Here is a 17,649-nt window from a genome sequence, read left to right as displayed (position 1 = left end):
TATGCGAAAACGGGCAAGAGTCATCTATAACCCAACTTCTGGAAGAGAAATCCTCAAGCAGAAGATGGTGGATATTTTGGATGTGTTTGAACAGGCTGGTTATGAAACCAGTGCATACGCCACCACTGCTGCTAAGGATTCTGCCAAAAATGAAGCTCGCCGAGCCGCTGAAGAAGGGTTCGAATTAATTGTTGCGGCTGGTGGAGACGGAACAATTAATGAGGTTGTCAATGGGATTGCCCCATTGAAGAAACGACCGAAGATGGCGATTATCCCTGCCGGTACGACGAATGATTATGCCCGCGCTTTGCATATTCCCCGTGAGGATCCCGTTGAAGCTGCCAAGATGGTATTCAAGAAGCAAACCATTCACATGGATATTGGCCAAGCTGGTGACAATTACTTCATTAACATTGCTGCTGGTGGGCTACTAACTGAGCTGACTTACGATGTGCCTTCAGATTTGAAGACGGTTTTTGGTTATTTAGCCTATTTGGTCAAAGGTGCCGAATTGTTGCCTCGAATCAAACCCATCCAGATGGATTTGAAGTATGATGGCGGCGAATTTAAAGGTAAGGCCTCGATGTTTTTCCTCGCCTTAACCAATTCAGTCGGTGGGTTTGAGCAAATTGTTCCAGACGCGTCACTTGATGATGGTAAGTTCACGTTAATCATTGTTAAAACCAGCAACCTGGTGGAAATTCTTCATTTGGCTTCTAAAGTCTTGAATGGTGGAAAGCACGTGGACGATCCCCGAATCATTTACAAGAAGGTCCGTAAAGTGACGGCTAAGCCAGTTAATGATCGCATGCAGATTAACTTGGATGGTGAATATGGTGGCGATGCGCCAATGACGTTCGTTGATTTGAAACAACACATTGAAATTTTTGCGAATACTGATGAAATTCCTGATCGAGCGTACACTGATGAAATCGATCGAATTCGTGAAGCTGAAAAGAACTTCGTCAAAGGCGTTGACAAACTGCCTGATAAGGAATAGTTTTATATGATGGTTATGAATTGCGTTGCGATGTTGTCGTTTCGCAATTTTTGTTTCTACGCAAATAAAGGTGAATAAATGAAAAGAACAGCTCCAGTATTAAAAAATGAAAATTATGATGTTGATATTACTGATTTAACTTATCAAGGCATGGGGGTTGCCAAAATTGACGACTTCCCAATCTTTATTGAAGATGCATTGCCGACTGAAAACGTGACAATGAAGGTTATTAAGGTCAAGAAAAATTTTGCATTTGGGAAAGTTATTAAGATCAATCAAAAGAGTGCTGACCGAGTCGAGTCGGTTGATAAGGCATATACGCAAACCGGCATTGCCCCATTACAACATCTCAAATACGATGCGCAACTTGAATTCAAGCGTCATCAAATTGAAGAAGATTTCAAGAAATTGAAGCTTGATGTGCAGGTTGACCCAACAATTGGCATGGATAAGCCCTATGAATATCGTAACAAGGCTCAGATCCCGGTTCGTTTGATCAATGGTCAATTGCAAACAGGATTTTATCGTAAGCATTCCCATGACCTCGTCCCAATCGAAGACTTTTATATTCAGGATCCTGAGATTGATAAGGCAATCGTCGTAGTTCGTGATATTTTACGCAAGTATCGGATTAAGCCTTATGATGAACGGGTAAACGGCGGGGTTATCCGGAACGTGATGGTTCGTCGCGGGCATTATTCTCATGAAATGATGATTGTGCTCATTACCCGAACCGAAAAGTTGCCAAGTAACAAGGAAATTGTTGCCGATATCACTAAGGCGTTGCCAGAAGTTAAGAGCATTGTCCAAAATGTGAATCCGAAGAAGACCAATGCATTGATGGGTAAGGAGAATAAAGTCTTAGCAGGGCAAAGTACGATTGAGGACACGCTGCTTGGACTTAAATTTGAAATTTCTGCTAATTCGTTCTATCAAGTTAACCCAGTCCAGACTGAAAAATTATATGATTTAGCTACCAAAAAGGCTGACTTATCCGCCGACGATACGGTTATCGACGCTTATTGTGGGATTGGGACAATTTCACTTTCGATGGCCCGAGTTGCCAAAAAAGTATACGGGGTTGAAATCGTTCCGGAAGCCGTTGAAGACGCTAAAAAGAATGCCAAGATTAATGGGATTAATAATGTGAAGTTTGTTGCAGGTTACGCCGAAGATCAAATGGCAAAATGGCAAGAAGATGGCCTAAAGCCTGACGTGATTGTGGTCGACCCGCCACGTAAGGGGTTAGATGGCACGTTGATTGACAGCGTTGTTAAGATGCAACCGAAACGAGTTGTGTACGTATCGTGCAACCCAGCAACCCTTGCAAGGGATGTCAAGTTATTTAATGAACAAGGCTATCAAGTAAACCAGCCAATCCAACCTGTTGATCAATTTCCTCAAACGGTGCATATTGAATCAATTACGGTTTTAACAAAATAGCTGTGTGACGATCACATTTGAACGTGTCCCTATAAAAGGTTCTCCCCAAATTTTTTGAATTTTGAGGGGATCTTTTTTTGATGCGTGATTTCTAATCGTGGGCGCTCTTGTAACCTTCGAAACCGCATTTTGATAATATTCAAGCTCTGGCTTGGAAAATGGGGTAAAGATGACGGCTGATTCTAGTGAGTCAATGACAGAAAACATATCAAAGTGACAAGCTAATTCGATTTTAGGAACCGTTTCCAATCACTTTTTGGAGAAATTTTTCAACTTTTTTTGAAAAAAGACGGTAATTCCTATTACCATGCCCATTCAACGGCATTTGTAAGCCTTTTGTTAACTGAATAGTAATAGTTGACCCAAGCCTTATAATATCAGTCGTTACAGCTAACCAATTTAGTCCAGGCTTCAAATTTGCATTTGGTCTATATGTTTGAAACAAGTCCATATCTTTGTTATGCTTTTTAAAGTGAATTTTTAGCGACAGGCACAACCTATTAGGAAGTGCCTTTTTTAATTTCTTAGATCGTTAATACGGAACATTGATAAGGAGGGGCACATGACAGCAAAATTAGAAGTGCGACATCTTACCAAGATCTTTGGCCGCCGGATCCCCCGGGCCGAAGAATTATTAAAAGCAGGTAAGTCAAAAGCTGAGATTTTAAAATCAGCAGGTGCCACAGTTGGTGTGAACGACGCCAATTTTGAAGTGAACGATGGTGAAATTTTTGTCATCATGGGATTATCTGGAAGTGGTAAATCAACGATGATTCGGATGATTAACCGACTAATTGAACCCACATCCGGTGAAGTCCTCATTGATGGTGAAAATTTAACCTCACTTAATAAAAAACAATTGTTGGATGTTCGCCGGAACAAAATGAGCATGGTTTTCCAAAACTTTGCGTTGTTTCCCAATCGGACCATCATCGATAACACCGCCTATGGATTGGAAATTAAGGGTGTTGATAAAGATGAGCGTTTGAAAAAGTCACATGATGCGCTGGAATTAGTTGGCCTTCATGGTTACGACAATCAGTATCCCACTCAATTATCAGGCGGGATGCAGCAACGGGTTGGCCTTGCCAGAGCCCTTGCTAATAACTCGGAGATTCTATTGATGGATGAAGCCTTTTCAGCCTTGGATCCATTGAACAGAAAAGATATGCAGGACGAGTTGTTGGATCTGCAGGAAAACCTGCACAAAACGATTGTATTTATTTCTCATGACTTGAACGAAGCGCTACGAATTGGCGACCGAATCATGATCATGAAAGACGGCGAAATTGTCCAAACTGGTACGCCGGAAGAAATTCTGACCCAGCCAGCAGACGACTACGTTGAGAGATTTATTGAAGATGTCGATCGGACGAAGGTTTTGACTGCTTCTAACGTCATGATTCGGCCGACATTTGTTAACATTGACAAAGATGGACCACGGATTGCTATGCGACGGATGGTTGAAAACGAGATTTCATCCGTTTATGTTGTGAACAATAAACGTGAATTTATTGGGGTGGTTGATGCCAGTCACGTGATGAGCTTAATCAAGAAGAAGGAGCGTAAGCTTGATTCAGTCATTCAAAAGAACGTGCCGACAACTTCACCAGATACCCCAATCACGGATATCATGGATACCATTTCTTCAACGCCAATCCCTTATGCAGTGGTTGACGATCAAAATCATCTGTTAGGAATCATTATTAGAGGTGCCGTTCTTGGCGCAATTTCTGGAAATGAGGTGGGCGAAGATGAATAACATTCCTCAATTACCTGTTTCAAGTTGGATTGACAAATTTGTTGACTGGTTGGCGAGCTTTGAAGGGTTCTTCAATGCTGTTACCAACTTCATCGGCGGCATTATCAACGGATTTCAATGGATCTTTGATCTGTTGCCAATTTGGTTGTTCATGCTGCTGGTTGTTGGTTGTACGTACTGGTTAAACCGAAAAACCAAGCATTGGACATTAATTGGATTCGAAATCGTTGGCTTACTTTACATTTGGAATCAAGGCTTCTGGCGTGATATGACCCAGACGTTGACATTGGTTCTGACTTCAAGCTTGATTGCCCTAGTGATTGGGGTTCCGCTTGGAATTTGGATGGGTAAATCAAAGGTCTTCGAAACCATCAACAAACCAATTCTTGATTTCATGCAGACGATGCCAGCCTTTGTTTATTTGATCCCGGCAGTTGCCTTCTTTGGGATTGGAATGGTTCCTGGAGTCATTGCTTCGGTGATCTTTGCAATGCCGCCAACGATTCGGATGACCAACTTAGGAATCCGCCAAGTGCCGGCAGACTTAATTGAAGCTGCTGATTCATATGGCTCAACTTCTTGGCAAAAACTCTTCAAAGTTCAGTTACCGTTGGCAAAATCAACTTTGATGGCTGGTGTCAACCAAAGTATGATGCTGTCGCTTTCGATGGTTGTGATTGCATCAATGATCGGGGCGATGGGACTTGGAAACAAAGTCTACTTTGCCGTTGGTCGAAATGATGCCGGGGGTGGGTTTGCCGCCGGACTAGCCATCGTTATCTTAGCGATCATTTTGGATCGAATTACGCAGGCGATTAATCGTAGCAAGATCCCTAAGTCATAGAAGGGGGTTCATATGAAAAAACGAAATCACAAATTAATCCTTTTTCTCTCGCTCATGTTCTCTGTCGTTTTGTTGTCAGCTTGTTCGAGCAAGGTTGCGAAATATAACCCCAACGAAAGTCTCGGCAAACAGATTAATTATACGATCACTGGAATTGAAGCCGGGGCTGGTGAAATGACGACCACTCAAAAAGCGATGAAGGCATATGGACTGACCAATTCCAAGTGGCAATTGCAAACCAGTTCAACTGCTGCCATGACAAGTACGCTGGCTAAATCGGTTAAGAACCACCAGCCGATCGTTGTGACAAGTTGGACACCGCACTGGATGATCAATAAATTCCATTTGAAGTTTCTGAAGGATCCTAAAAACATTTATGGAAAATCGGAAGACATCCATACGATTGTCCGTAAAGGGTTGAAAAAAGACAAGCCGGAAGCCTATGAAATGTTGAACAGATTTAACTGGAAACCGGATCAAATGGCTGACATCATGTTAAAGGTGAACAATGGTGAAAACCCTAAGACGGCAACAGCTAAATGGATGAAACAAAATCAGCAGCAAGTCAATTCCTGGACCAAAGGCATTAAGCACGTTCACGGTCAATCGATCAAGTTGACCTACGTTGCGTGGGATTCAGAAATTGCCTCCACAAATCTAGTTGCCAACGTATTGAGATCTCTCGGGTATAAAGTTGAAATCCAAGCAATGGAGCTGCAACCATTATGGGCTTCAATTGCAACCAATGCGGCTGATGGCATGGTCTGTGCCTGGTTGCCCAACACCCAAGGATTGTATTACAAGGATTATAAAGGTAAGTTTGACGATCTTGGAACCAATTTAAAGGGTGCCAAAGTTGGGTTAGCCGTTCCTTCTTATATGAAGAATATTAATTCGATTGAAGATTTGAAAAACTAAAGTGGATTAATTAGAACCGTTTAAAGTCAAAGGATCATCTGAAGTCAAAATCCTCTATGTGAACTTGTCCATGAGGAAATCGAATAGCTAAACTCTCGAAGAGGTTGAAACGCAAAAAATTGCGAATTTCAACCTCTTTTCTTATCGGACAAAAAATCGATGAATAATGTACATTTTTTCACAAAAGTGAACATTATTTCATCATATATCTTTACATATGTTCTCGGTTCCTGTAAACTATGCTTGTAATAATAAATGAAAGGGGTTACATTACCATGACAACAGACTTAACTACTGCCCAATTAGCAAAATACTTGGACCATACCAACCTGAAACCTGACGCTACTGAAGAGAGTATCCGTGAAACCTGTCAGGAGGCGGTGAAATACAACACAGCTTCCGTTTGTGTGAACTCTCACTGGATCCCACTGGTTGCTGAAGAACTCAAGGATTCAACGGTTAACCCAATCACGGTTGTGGGCTTCCCATTAGGCGCAACCAACACTGAGACTAAAGTATATGAAGCAATTACCGCAATTGACCAAGGCGCTGAAGAAATCGATATGGTTTTAAATGTCGGTGAATTAATTGGCGGTAACGACAAATTTGTAACTGAAGATATTCAAAAAGTTGCCGAAGCCGTTCATGCAAAGGGCAAACTGCTTAAAGTGATTCTAGAAACTTCGTATCTTAACAACGACCAAATTGTGAGTGGCTGTCAAGATTCCGAAACAGCTGGTGCCGATTATGTTAAAACGTCAACTGGCTTCAGTTCAGCAGGGGCCAAGCTCGATGACGTTGCCTTGATGCGCAAAACCGTTGGTGATCGCTTGGGCGTTAAAGCATCCGGTGGCATTCATTCACGCGAGGAAGCTTTAGCAATGATTGATGCTGGTGCCAGTCGTTTAGGGGTCAGCGCAACCGTTAAGATCTTATCTTAAAAGACTGCATGGGGAGGCATATCTATGAGTACAAAGAATTATAAACGGGTATTTGGAATTGTAATGGATTCAGTTGGAACCGGCGCCGCACCCGATGCAGCCAAATTTGATGACGTTGGCTCAGATACCTTGGGGCACGTTGGAGAAGCTTATAAAGGCAAGTTGCAGATCCCCAACCTACAAAAGCTAGGGATTTCCAACTTGCGGGACCAACCGATTGAAGGGGTTGCCAAAGTTGACCAGCCAATTGGTTATTATGGCAAAATGCAAGAAATCTCAGCGGGCAAAGACAGCATGGACGGTCATTGGGAAATGATGGGGCTGCCCGTCAACAAGCCGCTGAACACATTTCCAAATGGGTTTCCAGCTGATATCTTAGAAAAGCTGGCCGCCTTCTCTGGCCGTAAAATTATTGGTAATCGGCCGGAATCAGGAACCAAGATTATCGCGGAGCTTGGCGAACAACAGATGAAGACCGGCGATTTAATTGTCTATACTTCTGGTGATTCGGTTCTGCAAATTGCTGCTCACGAGGACGTGATTCCGCTAAACGAATTGTATCGGATTTGTGAGTATGCCAGAACATTGGTCAATGGGCCGGAGTACACCGTTGGTCGGATCATTGCCCGGCCATACGTTGGCCCTGATAAAGATCACTTCACCCGAACAGCCAACCGCCATGATTTCACCTTGGAACCAACTGGTAAGACGGACTTGGATTATTTACAAGCTGCTGGCGTTCATACCATTGGAATTGGCAAGATTAATGATATCTTCTCAGGTCATGGGATTGATGAAGGCTACCACAATGAAAGCAACATGGATGGAATGGATCACGTCGATCATGTGATGGCTGAAGACTTCACTGGATTTGCTTTCACTAATTTAGTTGATTTTGACGCAATGTATGGTCACCGCCGTAATCCGATTGGCTTTGGTGAAGCCTTGATGGACTTTGACAAACGACTGGGAACGGTTTTGAAGAACCTAAAGGACGATGATTTACTAATGATTACGGCTGATCATGGAAACGATCCGGGCTTTAAAGGAACTGATCATACCCGTGAGGAAGTGCCACTACTGGTTTATTCACCATCCATGAAGAATAGTGGTTCATTAGGCGTTCGAAAGACGTTTGCTGACTTTGGCGCAACGGTTCTTGATAATTTTAACGTGACCGGCAATCCGGTTGGAACGAGTTTTCTTAACGAGATTTAAACGGAGGTAATCATATGAGTACACACATTGGCGCCAAGCCTGGTGAAATCGCCGATACAGTCTTAATGCCCGGTGATCCACTGCGCGCAAAATTTATTGCTGAGACCTATCTGGATAATCCGGTTCAGTATAGTCACGTGCGAAACATGTTCGGCTATACCGGCACCTACAAAGGTAAAAGGCTCTCTGTCCAAGGTTCTGGCATGGGGATTCCATCGCTGGCAATCTACACGACTGAGTTGATCAAAGAATATGGTGTCAAGACCATTTATCGAGTGGGTAGCTGTGGTGGGATGAGCCCAGATGTTAAGATTCGCGACGTCATCTTGGGCCAGGCTGGCACGACTGATTCATCGATTATTCAAAATACGTTTGGCCCTGGCCTATACTATTCACCAATCGCTGACTTTGGGTTGCTGGATTCCGCATACCATACGGCTCAGGAAATGAACATTAAAACGAAAGTCGGCAATATTTTTGCTGCTGATCGTTTCTATAATGATGAGTTGGATATTCATAAACTCATTGACTATGGGGTTTTAGCAACTGAAATGGAAACGTCTGGCCTTTATTTATTGGCGGCTAAGCACCACATCCGCGCCCTGACTATCCTGACGGTTAGTGATCATCTACTCACTGGCGAGGCATTGTCAGCCAAAGAGCGGGAAACGTCATTTGATGAGATGGCCAGATTATCATTGGAAACCGCTATTAAGAACATGAACAATTAAAAAAATCGATCGAAGTCCAAAACGATTCGGAGAGAAGCGACCATGGCAGAGATTAGGGATGTTACCAAGTTAAAGCAGAGCTTGCAAGTAGCCGAACTCTACTATCAGGACAATTTAAGTCAGTTACAAATCTCGAAACAATTGGGGGTTTCGCGGCCAACGGTTTCCCGGTTAATTCAGTATGCCAAGGATAACGGGTTGGTGAAAATCCAGATCATTAATCCACTGGTAGATTCCCAGGTGTTGGGCCAACAGTTGGCGGAAAAATACGGGGCCCAGTTTCACGTTGTGCCAAACAACTACGCGGGGATGGCTTCACTTTCTGATAGCGTTGGTAAATTTGCCGCCGATTATTTGACATCAGTGGTTGAACCTGGGGACATCATTGGAATTGGTTGGGGTCATACCATTCATGCGGTGACCAAACAGGTTGAGGAGCAGAATGCAGCTGGTGTTCAGGTTGTTCAACTCAAAGGGAGTATCAGTCATTCTCAGGAGAAAACTTGGGCGTACGAAAGTGTCAATGAGTTGGCACGGGCTTACCACACCCAACCTGAATATCTGCCGTTACCCGTCATCTTTGATCATAAAGTGACCAAGGACATGGTCGAAAGCGATCGGTACATCAAAAGCATATTGGACCTCGGTCGCAAAGCCAACGTTGCTTTGTTCACGGTTGGCACGGTTCGATCTGACGCATTGATTTTTCAATTGGGGTATTTCAACAAACAGGAGAAAGCTCAATTGCAGAAAAAGGCCATCGGTGACGTATTTTCACGGTTTATTGATCGAGATGGCAAAATTGTCAGTCAACAAATTGATGATCGCACAATTGGCATTCAGCTTGATGACTTAAAGACAAAGAAGTATGCGATCCTGGTGGCAACTGGGAACCGAAAAGTTGCCGGGGTGCACGCGGTGTTGAAAGCAAACTATACAAATTGTGCCATTATTGATCAAAGCTTGGCACAGTTGTTGTTGGATTATTAACGAAGAGTCCGGGGGATTATTAAGTGGGGGACTGATAATTTCCCGGATTTTGATAATAGCAATATGTAAACGGTTACTTGGAAGGAGACTTCGTTATGAGAATGGTTGATATTATTCATGCAAAACGTTCAGGAAAAGAATTGACGGACGAACAAATTCAATATTTTGTTGACGGTGTGGTGTCGGGTGACATTCCTGATTACCAAACCAGTGCCTTGTTGATGGCGATCTTCTTTAAGGGAATGACGACTGAAGAGCAGTCGACCTTAACGATGAAAATGATGGAATCTGGCGATCATCTTGATTTGAGCAGCATTCCCGGTGTCAAAGTCGACAAACATTCCACTGGCGGGGTCGGGGACAAAACCAGTATTCCTTTGGCAGCAGTGGTGGCCGCTTTAGGGATCCCGGTACCCATGATTTCCGGTCGTGGCCTCGGCCACACTGGCGGAACGTTGGACAAACTAGAAGCCATTCCAGGCTATCAGGTTGAAATTAGTGAGCAGGATTTCATTAAACAAGTCAAAAAAGATCACTTAGCCATTATCGGTGCCACAGGAAATATTGCGCCCGCTGATAAAAAGATTTATGCTTTGCGCGACGTGACGGATACGGTTGATTCGATCCCCTTGATTGCCGGTTCGATCATGAGTAAGAAGATTGCTTCTGGGACCGATGCCTTGGTGATTGACGTTAAAACCGGTGCTGGGGCCTTCATGAAGACCCTGGACGATTCCAAAGCGCTTGCCAGAGCTTTAGTTGATATTGGTAAAGGCGTCGGCATGAAATGTATGGCATTGATAACCGACATGAACCAACCACTCGGGGATGCCATTGGGAATTCACTTGAGATCGAAGAATCAATTGACTTATTGAAAGGCAATGGTCCAGCTGATTTAGAAAAACTGATTGTGACTATTGGCGGCTATATGGCAGTCATGGGTGACAAGGCTAAAACGACTGCTGAAGGGCAGAAGATGTGTGAGGCAGTCATTCATAATGGCAAGGCCTTAGCCAGCTTCGAAGCGATGGTTAGGGATCAGGGGGGTGATCCCAATGTTGTCAACGATCCAAAAGGGGTCTTGCCACAGGCTAAATACCAAATTCAATTACCTGCCAAAACTTCCGGCGTGGTTGCTAAAATTGTGGCCGATGAAATTGGTGTGGCCAGCATGCTACTTGGTGGCGGCCGTCAAAAAGCTGACGACCAACTGGACTACTCGGTTGGCATTGTGCTCAACAAGAAGATTGGCGACAAGGTCGAATCGGGTGAGCCGCTGTTAACGATTTATAGTAATCGTGAAGAAGTTGATGATATTAAGAAGTTGTTGTATGACAATATTGAAATTTCAGATACGGCCAAAGCACCAGAGTTGATTTATACAACGATTGAATGAGCCGATTTTAATCAGTGAGTATCATTAACAATAATGTGATTTTGGACAGTTATCATCCATTTCCCAAAGCTTCACCTGCTAACGCGAAACAGCGTTTAAAGGTGAAGCTTTTTTGACGGCTCATTCACTTTGGCTGTCCGTTCTTCAAAAAAATCTTTACGCCCGCTCACAACCCGTGTACAATGACGTTTATCGGTATGCCGTTAACCAGAATAGTTTGATATTCAAACTAATATGGTATATGATGTGTTTTGTTCAAAACGAGGGTGCTTCAGGGTTCATTTCTAAAGGACGCCTCTCAGTAATTAGTTCGGGTTTCGAACTAATTTAATTGAATGTAGATGTTTGTAACTGAAAGGAAGAAATCAATGAGTGTATTAGATGCAGCTGAAATTATGGATTTGATTCCGAACCGTTACCCAATCCTATTTATGGATAAGGTCGACGAATTAAATCCTGGTGAGTCAATTGTTTGTACCAAGAACGTGACAATTAATGAAGAATTTTTCCAAGGCCATTTTCCTGGCAATCCAGTCATGCCTGGTGTGTTGATCATTGAGTCACTTGCCCAAGCCGCTTCAATTTTGATTTTAAAGACCGAGAAGTATCAAGGCAAAACGGCTTATCTGGGTGCGATTGACAGTGCCAAATTCAGAAAAGTAGTTCGTCCAGGCGATGTCCTCAAATTGCATGTCACCATGGAAAAGCAACGTGACAATATGGGCAAAGTCAAGTGTGAAGCAAAGGTCGAAGATAAGGTTGCCTGTTCTGCAGAGTTAACCTTTATCGTCCCTGATCCTAAGAAGAAAATCTAATTTGGACAAATTTGTAGGAGACCAATCTCATGAATGCAATAAGTGATGAAATTAAAGAAGACTACAACTTCATTAGCGATTCTTTGGTGGACATTTATGATCAGATTATGCGAATCGAAGAGAGCGAAATCAAGAAAAGCCGTTTTAAGGACATCACCGCAAAAGAATTGCATTTGGTTCATACGATTGGCTTGCATGACCATAAAACGACGTCTGAGGTTGCGCGGATCCTGCGATTAAGCAAGGGAACGCTGACAGCTAATTTAAATAATTTGGAACGCAAAGGGTACATTTCCCGGATAATTAATCAACGAGATCGGCGAATTATCAATTTGGCGTTAACTAGTAAAGGCCGACTGCTTTACCGAGCCCATTATGCATTCCATCGAAAATTGGTTGAGCAGTGTCTCAAGGGATTCGACGGTTCGGATATCAAAAAAATGAAGCAAGCGTTAATGAACGTGGAAGATTTTATTGGTGAGGTTTCGGGTAGATGAAATTTGAAGATTTCAAAATCATGGCAACAGCCAGTTCAGCACCTGACCACGTTGTGACTAACGATGAGTTAGCGACGATGATGGATACGTCAGATGAGTGGATCACGCAACGGACCGGGATTAAGCGCAGACGGATTGCGACTGAGGAAACCACCAGTTCAATGTGTACCGATGTGGCGACCCAATTAATTGCCCAAAGCGACTTGACTGCTAAAGATATTGATTTGATTGTGGTGGCTACGATGTCACCGGATTATCTCACGCCATCAGTGGGTGCGACGGTTCAAGGTCAGATTGGCGCGGATCATGCCATTGCTTTTGATATTGATGCCGCCTGTTCAGGATTTGTTTACGGGTTACATTTGGTAAAACAGATGTTGATGGCCAATCAGCAAAAGAACGCCATTTTGATTGGTGGTGAAACCCTCAGTAAATTGTTGGATTGGTCTGATCGATCCACCGCAGTGCTGTTTGGCGATGGTGCTGGTGGCGTTTTGATTCAGAACACAACTGTTGAGAACGGTTCGTTTATCAGTGAAGATCTTCGGACATTAGGTAATCTGGGTCAATATTTGACTGCTGGCCAAACCGGTAAGCCATCACCGTTTGCAACAGATCAACAGCCATTTTCACCGTTCTTCAAGATGAATGGCCGGCGAGTTTATAGCTTCGCCGTTAAGAACGTGCCAGAATCAATTAACGACGCCTTGAAGCAGGCCAATTTAACGGCAGACGAGGTTGACTGTTTCGTTTTGCATCAAGCCAACCAACGGATTGTTGAACGGATCGCCGATGAATTGGCGGTCTCAATGGCCAAGTTTCCAATTAACATTGATGAATATGGAAACACCGCTGCGGCCAGCGAACCCATTTTATTAGATCAATTAGTTAAACAAAAAATCATTAAAAGGGGGGATGTCATCGCCCTATCCGGATTTGGCGGCGGATTAACGGTTGGAACCATGATTATTAAATATTAGCAAGCAATGAACATTGATGAACAAAAAATGACTAACAAAAATTTGGAGGAAATTTATTATGACTAAAGAAGAAGTATTCAACAAGATTAAGGACATTATCGTAGACCAATTGGACGTAGACGCTGACAAGGTTAAAGAAAACACCAATTTCAAGAACGACTTGGATTTAGACAGTTTGGACATCTTTGAAGTGATTGACAAGATCGAAGACACTTACGATATCGAAATCGATACAGACGAAGGTATGGAAACTGTTGGTGAATTAGTTGATTACGTTTTGAAGCAAAAAGCTGACAAGTAGGTCGATAATTTGAAAATAGGTTATTTATTTAGCGGCCAAGGTAAGCAATTTGACGGCATGGGGCAGGACTTGTATCAGCAGGAACCTGTTTATCGCCAGACAATTGACGAAGCTTCCGAAGCTTTAAATATGGATATGAGTGATTCCGCTGTCTTTGATAAGCCGGTCAATACCCAAGTGGCGATTGTCGCCATGAGTACAGGGATTGAGCGGATTCTCAATCAAGATTTTGGTGGTCCGGTTGGTGCCACTGGTTTGAGTCTTGGTGAGTATAGCGCGATTGTGGCTGCCAAGGGATTGGACTTCAGTGATGCCCTTCAATTGGTTCGTGATCGCAGTCACTACATGGATCAAGCTGGTCAGGATCATCCTGGCAAAATGGCGGCCGTCTTAAAAACGACTGCTGACATGGTGGACCAAGCGGTAAAAGCCGGCTCGAAGCAGGGTGAAATCTATGCTGCCAATTACAACACCGATTCTCAAATTGTGATTGGCGGTTCCGTTGAGGGCCTTCAGGCAGCTACCGATTATCTGCATGAGCACGGTGTTAAACGCGTTGTTCCGTTGAAAATGACGGTCGCATCTCACACACCATTCATGCAGGAGGCCTCCGATTTGTTGGCAAAACGAATTCAAGATGTTTCGTTCAACCAGTTGGCTTTCCCCGTGATCAGTAACACAACGTCTCAACCTTTCGAAGTTAACACGATTAAGCAAACGTTAATCGATCAGCTCATTAATCCAACCCATTTTTATAGCTGCATCCAACAGCTTACTCAATTAGGTGTTGATACGGTTGTTGAACTGGGCCCTGGCGATACACTGATGAAGTTTGCCAAGAATGTGGTGGCGAACGATCATACATTCCATATTGATAGTGTTAAGACGTTAAACGATTTTCGATCAAAAGCAAAGTTGGTGAAATAATGAGTGACACAAAACAAGTTGCATTAGTAACCGGAGCTGCCAAGGGAATTGGCCTGGCAATCGCCAAACGGCTTTCAAGTGATGGGATGACGGTTGTGATTAACTCACATCATCCCTTAACTGACGAGGAGAAACAAAGCTTTTCAGATGCAGGCTTTTCATTTGATAATTTGGTTGGCGACGTGGCTAATGAAGCCGACGCTGAAAAAATGGTCGGCGAAGTTGTTGAAAAATACGGCCAAATTGATGTTCTGGTGAACAATGCCGGCATTACAAAGGACAAGTTGTTAAGCCGGTTAAAGTTAGCTGATTTCAAAGCCGTGATCGACACGAACCTGGTGGGTGCTTTTAACATGACCAAGTTTGCCATGAAGTTCATGCAAAAGAGCCGCTCAGGGGCCATTGTGAACCTGTCCAGCATTTCTGGATTACATGGTAATTTGGGTCAGGCAAACTATTCAGCCAGCAAGGCCGGACTAGTTGGTTTAACGAAGACTGCTGCCAGAGAGGGTGCCCTGAGAAATATTCGGTGTAACGCGGTTGCCCCCGGAATGGTTGCCACTGACATGACTGGTAAAATGAGCGAACGCCGGCAAAAAGAATTTACGGATCAGATTCCGTTGAAACGATTTGCCGAACCCGACGAAATTGCCGATGCGGTCGCATTTTTGATTCATAACCAGTACATCACAGGCCAAGTGGTCACGGTCGATGGCGGTTTAACAATTTAGAATTGTTGAAGGAGTAAATTAATGAGCAGAGTAGTGATTACCGGAATGGGAATTGTTTCCCCAATTGGAAATGATGTTGATAGTTTTTTGAAGAATTTATTTGCTTCTAAAGTGGGCATTAATCCAATTACCAAATTTGACGCAGAGCCAACTGGCATTACCGTTGCTGGTGAGGTGAAAGACTTTGACCCGTTAAAACGAGTTGACAAGAAATTTGCTAAACGGAATGATTTGTTCTGTACCTATGCACTGTATAGTGCCAAAGAAGCAATGGAAATGGCTGGTCTCACCGAAGACAACATTGATCCCGAAGATCTTGGCGTGATTTATGGTTCTGGAATTGGTGGCTTGACCACTATTCAAGAACAGGTCATCAAGATGCATGATAAGAGCCCAAAGCGGGTATCCCCATTGTTTGTTCCGGACTCAATTATTAATATGGCGGCTGGTAACATTTCGATTGCCTTTAATGCGCTGAACACCAGCCAGGGAATTGTTACCGCCTGTTCATCAGGAACGAACGCGATTGGAAATGCCTTTGAGTATATCAAGCAAGGCAAGGCGAAAGCCATTATTGCGGGTGGAACCGAAGCGTCAGTGAATGAAATTGGAATTTCTGGATTCGCGGCCTTAACGGCATTGTCCAAAGCAACCGATCCAAAGAAAGCTTCAATTCCATTTGACAAAGATCGGAATGGATTTGTGCTTGGTGAAGGTTCAGGAACTGTGATCCTTGAAGATTACGATCACGCCAAAGCCCGTCATGCCAATATTTTAGCTGAAATTGTTGGTTATGGAACCACCAGCGACGCCTATCATATGACTGCCCCTGATCCAGAAGGCAAGGGTGCCATTCGGGCCATGCAACAAGCTGTTGACGAAGCTGGCATCGATGAAACCGAAGTCGATTACATCAATGCTCATGGAACCAGCACTCATGCTAACGACAGCGCCGAATCTAAAGCTATCAAACAAGTCTTTGCCAAGAACGACCACGTTAAAGTCAGCAGCACTAAAGGGATGACTGGCCATGCACTGGGAGCTGCCGGCGCAATTGAAGCCGTTGCAACGATTGGCGCAATCCAGCATAACCAGATGCCCGTGAACGTTGGGGTGGTTAACCAGGACGAAGACTGTGATATTGAGTTGGTTAACGATGACAATAAAAAAGTCCCCGTTAACTACGCAATTAGTAACTCATTTGGTTTTGGAGGCCATAACGCGGTAATTGCATTTAAGGGATGTGATTAAACAATGAACGAGAAAGAAATTGAACGCTTGCTTGAGAAATTTGATCAATCCTCACTGAAGGACTTCGAATTGACTCAGGATGACTTCAAATTAAAGTTGAGTAAACGTGAGCAGAATGACCAAGTTGTTGTCCAGCAGCCGGCTGGTGCTAAAACGCCGGTCAGTGAAGCACCAAAATCTACCGATGCCAGTTCTCAGCCTGCTGGTGAACCGCAACAGCCAGTTAAAGACAATGTTGCCGAAATTAAGGCACCGTTGGTCGGCGTCGTTTACTTTGCGCCAAGTCCGGATAAACCGGTTTATAAAAAGCAGGGTGACCACGTTGAAAAAGGTGAGGTTGTTTGTGTGATTGAAGCCATGAAGATGATCAACGAAGTCAAGAGCGACGTCACTGGAACAATTTCTAATATTTTAGTTGAAGATGGCAGCATGGTCGAGTACGACCAGCCGATTTTTCAAGTTACGAAGGGGTAATTAAATGAAGCCAGCAGTAAATGATGTCATTCCACAGCGTTATCCCTTTGAAATGATTGATAAGTTTATTGATGTTCAACCAGGAGTTTCAGCATCAGCCATTAAGCTGATTTCGATTAATGAGTGGTTCTTTGCCAACCAAACGAGTAGTCGATTAGCAGTGCCACGTCCAATTATGATCGAAGCAATGGCCCAAACTGGGGTTGCGGCGATTTTGTCGATTCCTGAAAATAAAGGGAAGAATGTCTTATTCGGTGGAATCAAAAATGCTACTTTTCAAGATGACTTTCACCCCGGCGACAAGTTGGAATTTGAAGTTGTTATGAAAAAATTGAAACGGAATATTGGCTTGGGTCACGGGACGATTCATCGTGATGGCGAGTCAATTTGTGAAGCTGATTTAATTTTTGCAGTTGAATGACGGAGGTG

Annotated in this window: 19 protein-coding genes; all 19 read left to right on the top strand. The window is 43.6% G+C overall.

All coding sequences use genetic code 11. The features are described from left to right. Position 1: 1 nt before the first annotated feature. The 19 genes from FD12_RS11045 (at position 2) to FD12_RS10955 (ending at position 17,641) form a co-directional block, all read left to right on the top strand. On the top strand, positions 2 to 1,000 hold the full coding sequence (locus FD12_RS11045; protein ID WP_054747153.1) for a diacylglycerol kinase: 999 nt from the start codon (positions 2 to 4) through the stop codon (positions 998 to 1,000). Positions 1,001 to 1,078: 78 nt separating this feature from the next. Then, positions 1,079 to 2,443: a 23S rRNA (uracil(1939)-C(5))-methyltransferase RlmD gene (gene rlmD / locus FD12_RS11040; protein ID WP_056983195.1), complete on the top strand. Its 1,365-nt coding sequence runs from the start codon at positions 1,079 to 1,081 to the stop codon at positions 2,441 to 2,443. 562 nt (positions 2,444 to 3,005) lie between these two features. After that, on the top strand, positions 3,006 to 4,205 hold the full coding sequence (locus FD12_RS11035) for a quaternary amine ABC transporter ATP-binding protein (RefSeq protein WP_056983193.1): 1,200 nt from the start codon (positions 3,006 to 3,008) through the stop codon (positions 4,203 to 4,205). After that, complete coding sequence (locus tag FD12_RS11030) at positions 4,198 to 5,049, top strand: ABC transporter permease (protein ID WP_056983191.1); 852 nt, start codon at positions 4,198 to 4,200, stop codon at positions 5,047 to 5,049. The genes FD12_RS11035 and FD12_RS11030 overlap by 8 nt, the downstream gene beginning before the upstream one ends. A gap of 12 nt (positions 5,050 to 5,061) precedes the next feature. Continuing rightward, positions 5,062 to 5,967 (top strand): glycine betaine ABC transporter substrate-binding protein, encoded by a 906-nt coding sequence (locus tag FD12_RS11025; protein WP_054747150.1) that lies wholly within the window; start codon positions 5,062 to 5,064, stop codon positions 5,965 to 5,967. A gap of 275 nt (positions 5,968 to 6,242) precedes the next feature. Next, entirely contained in the window at positions 6,243 to 6,908 is a 666-nt protein-coding gene (deoC, locus tag FD12_RS11020) for a deoxyribose-phosphate aldolase (RefSeq protein WP_054747147.1), read from the top strand. Between the two features lie 24 nt (positions 6,909 to 6,932). Continuing rightward, on the top strand, positions 6,933 to 8,126 hold the full coding sequence (locus FD12_RS11015; RefSeq protein WP_056983189.1) for a phosphopentomutase: 1,194 nt from the start codon (positions 6,933 to 6,935) through the stop codon (positions 8,124 to 8,126). A gap of 14 nt (positions 8,127 to 8,140) precedes the next feature. Next, positions 8,141 to 8,857: a purine-nucleoside phosphorylase gene (deoD, locus tag FD12_RS11010; RefSeq protein WP_056983186.1), complete on the top strand. Its 717-nt coding sequence runs from the start codon at positions 8,141 to 8,143 to the stop codon at positions 8,855 to 8,857. Positions 8,858 to 8,899: 42 nt separating this feature from the next. Continuing rightward, on the top strand, positions 8,900 to 9,847 hold the full coding sequence (locus FD12_RS11005) for a sugar-binding transcriptional regulator (RefSeq protein WP_054747145.1): 948 nt from the start codon (positions 8,900 to 8,902) through the stop codon (positions 9,845 to 9,847). A gap of 95 nt (positions 9,848 to 9,942) precedes the next feature. Then, positions 9,943 to 11,244: a pyrimidine-nucleoside phosphorylase gene (locus FD12_RS11000; protein ID WP_056983185.1), complete on the top strand. Its 1,302-nt coding sequence runs from the start codon at positions 9,943 to 9,945 to the stop codon at positions 11,242 to 11,244. Positions 11,245 to 11,612: 368 nt separating this feature from the next. Next, on the top strand, positions 11,613 to 12,059 hold the full coding sequence (gene fabZ / locus FD12_RS10995; protein WP_003625233.1) for a 3-hydroxyacyl-ACP dehydratase FabZ: 447 nt from the start codon (positions 11,613 to 11,615) through the stop codon (positions 12,057 to 12,059). A gap of 29 nt (positions 12,060 to 12,088) precedes the next feature. Further along, positions 12,089 to 12,556 (top strand): MarR family winged helix-turn-helix transcriptional regulator, encoded by a 468-nt coding sequence (locus tag FD12_RS10990; RefSeq protein WP_056983183.1) that lies wholly within the window; start codon positions 12,089 to 12,091, stop codon positions 12,554 to 12,556. Beyond that, entirely contained in the window at positions 12,553 to 13,536 is a 984-nt protein-coding gene (locus tag FD12_RS10985; RefSeq protein ID WP_056983181.1) for a beta-ketoacyl-ACP synthase III, read from the top strand. Before FD12_RS10990 ends, FD12_RS10985 begins: the two co-directional genes overlap by 4 nt. A gap of 58 nt (positions 13,537 to 13,594) precedes the next feature. Beyond that, positions 13,595 to 13,837, top strand: coding sequence for an acyl carrier protein (locus FD12_RS10980; RefSeq protein ID WP_054747143.1), 243 nt, complete (start codon positions 13,595 to 13,597; stop codon positions 13,835 to 13,837). 9 nt (positions 13,838 to 13,846) lie between these two features. Next, a complete protein-coding gene (locus tag FD12_RS10975) occupies positions 13,847 to 14,764 on the top strand; it encodes an ACP S-malonyltransferase (RefSeq protein WP_054747141.1) in 918 nt (305 codons plus the stop codon). After that, positions 14,764 to 15,495 carry a 3-oxoacyl-ACP reductase FabG gene (gene fabG / locus FD12_RS10970; RefSeq protein ID WP_056983178.1) on the top strand — a complete coding sequence of 244 codons (732 nt, stop codon included), beginning with the start codon at positions 14,764 to 14,766 and terminating at the stop codon, positions 15,493 to 15,495. Before FD12_RS10975 ends, fabG begins: the two co-directional genes overlap by 1 nt. Positions 15,496 to 15,516: 21 nt before the next feature. Continuing rightward, complete coding sequence (gene fabF, locus FD12_RS10965) at positions 15,517 to 16,746, top strand: beta-ketoacyl-ACP synthase II (protein ID WP_056983176.1); 1,230 nt, start codon at positions 15,517 to 15,519, stop codon at positions 16,744 to 16,746. Between the two features lie 3 nt (positions 16,747 to 16,749). After that, the gene (gene accB / locus FD12_RS10960; protein ID WP_054747137.1) at positions 16,750 to 17,220 is read left to right on the top strand and encodes an acetyl-CoA carboxylase biotin carboxyl carrier protein; all 471 of its coding nucleotides are present in this window, start codon (positions 16,750 to 16,752) and stop codon (positions 17,218 to 17,220) included. 4 nt (positions 17,221 to 17,224) lie between these two features. After that, positions 17,225 to 17,641 (top strand): 3-hydroxyacyl-ACP dehydratase FabZ family protein, encoded by a 417-nt coding sequence (locus tag FD12_RS10955; protein WP_056983173.1) that lies wholly within the window; start codon positions 17,225 to 17,227, stop codon positions 17,639 to 17,641. Positions 17,642 to 17,649 lie beyond the last annotated feature (8 nt).

This window comes from Lentilactobacillus rapi DSM 19907 = JCM 15042 (assembly GCF_001436255.1).
GTDB lineage: Bacteria > Bacillota > Bacilli > Lactobacillales > Lactobacillaceae > Lentilactobacillus > Lentilactobacillus rapi.
Note: the sequence above shows the minus strand (reverse complement) of the source record. Positions and strands in the feature narration are given on the sequence as shown.

Bases quoted from the DNA above. Each gene is read 5' to 3' on its own strand.
- accB (WP_054747137.1), top strand. From the start codon at position 16,750: ATGAACGAGAAAGAAATTGAACGCTTGCTTGAGAAATTTGATCAATCC.
- rlmD (WP_056983195.1), top strand. From the start codon at position 1,079: ATGAAAAGAACAGCTCCAGTATTAAAAAATGAAAATTATGATGTTGAT.
- fabG (WP_056983178.1), top strand. From the start codon at position 14,764: ATGAGTGACACAAAACAAGTTGCATTAGTAACCGGAGCTGCCAAGGGA.
- FD12_RS10985 (WP_056983181.1), top strand. From the start codon at position 12,553: ATGAAATTTGAAGATTTCAAAATCATGGCAACAGCCAGTTCAGCACCT.
- FD12_RS11005 (WP_054747145.1), top strand. From the start codon at position 8,900: ATGGCAGAGATTAGGGATGTTACCAAGTTAAAGCAGAGCTTGCAAGTA.
- FD12_RS10990 (WP_056983183.1), top strand. From the start codon at position 12,089: ATGAATGCAATAAGTGATGAAATTAAAGAAGACTACAACTTCATTAGC.
- FD12_RS11030 (WP_056983191.1), top strand. From the start codon at position 4,198: ATGAATAACATTCCTCAATTACCTGTTTCAAGTTGGATTGACAAATTT.
- deoC (WP_054747147.1), top strand. From the start codon at position 6,243: ATGACAACAGACTTAACTACTGCCCAATTAGCAAAATACTTGGACCAT.
- FD12_RS11025 (WP_054747150.1), top strand. From the start codon at position 5,062: ATGAAAAAACGAAATCACAAATTAATCCTTTTTCTCTCGCTCATGTTC.
- FD12_RS11045 (WP_054747153.1), top strand. From the start codon at position 2: ATGCGAAAACGGGCAAGAGTCATCTATAACCCAACTTCTGGAAGAGAA.
- FD12_RS10980 (WP_054747143.1), top strand. From the start codon at position 13,595: ATGACTAAAGAAGAAGTATTCAACAAGATTAAGGACATTATCGTAGAC.
- FD12_RS11000 (WP_056983185.1), top strand. From the start codon at position 9,943: ATGAGAATGGTTGATATTATTCATGCAAAACGTTCAGGAAAAGAATTG.
- fabF (WP_056983176.1), top strand. From the start codon at position 15,517: ATGAGCAGAGTAGTGATTACCGGAATGGGAATTGTTTCCCCAATTGGA.
- FD12_RS11015 (WP_056983189.1), top strand. From the start codon at position 6,933: ATGAGTACAAAGAATTATAAACGGGTATTTGGAATTGTAATGGATTCA.
- FD12_RS10955 (WP_056983173.1), top strand. From the start codon at position 17,225: ATGAAGCCAGCAGTAAATGATGTCATTCCACAGCGTTATCCCTTTGAA.
- deoD (WP_056983186.1), top strand. From the start codon at position 8,141: ATGAGTACACACATTGGCGCCAAGCCTGGTGAAATCGCCGATACAGTC.
- fabZ (WP_003625233.1), top strand. From the start codon at position 11,613: ATGAGTGTATTAGATGCAGCTGAAATTATGGATTTGATTCCGAACCGT.
- FD12_RS11035 (WP_056983193.1), top strand. From the start codon at position 3,006: ATGACAGCAAAATTAGAAGTGCGACATCTTACCAAGATCTTTGGCCGC.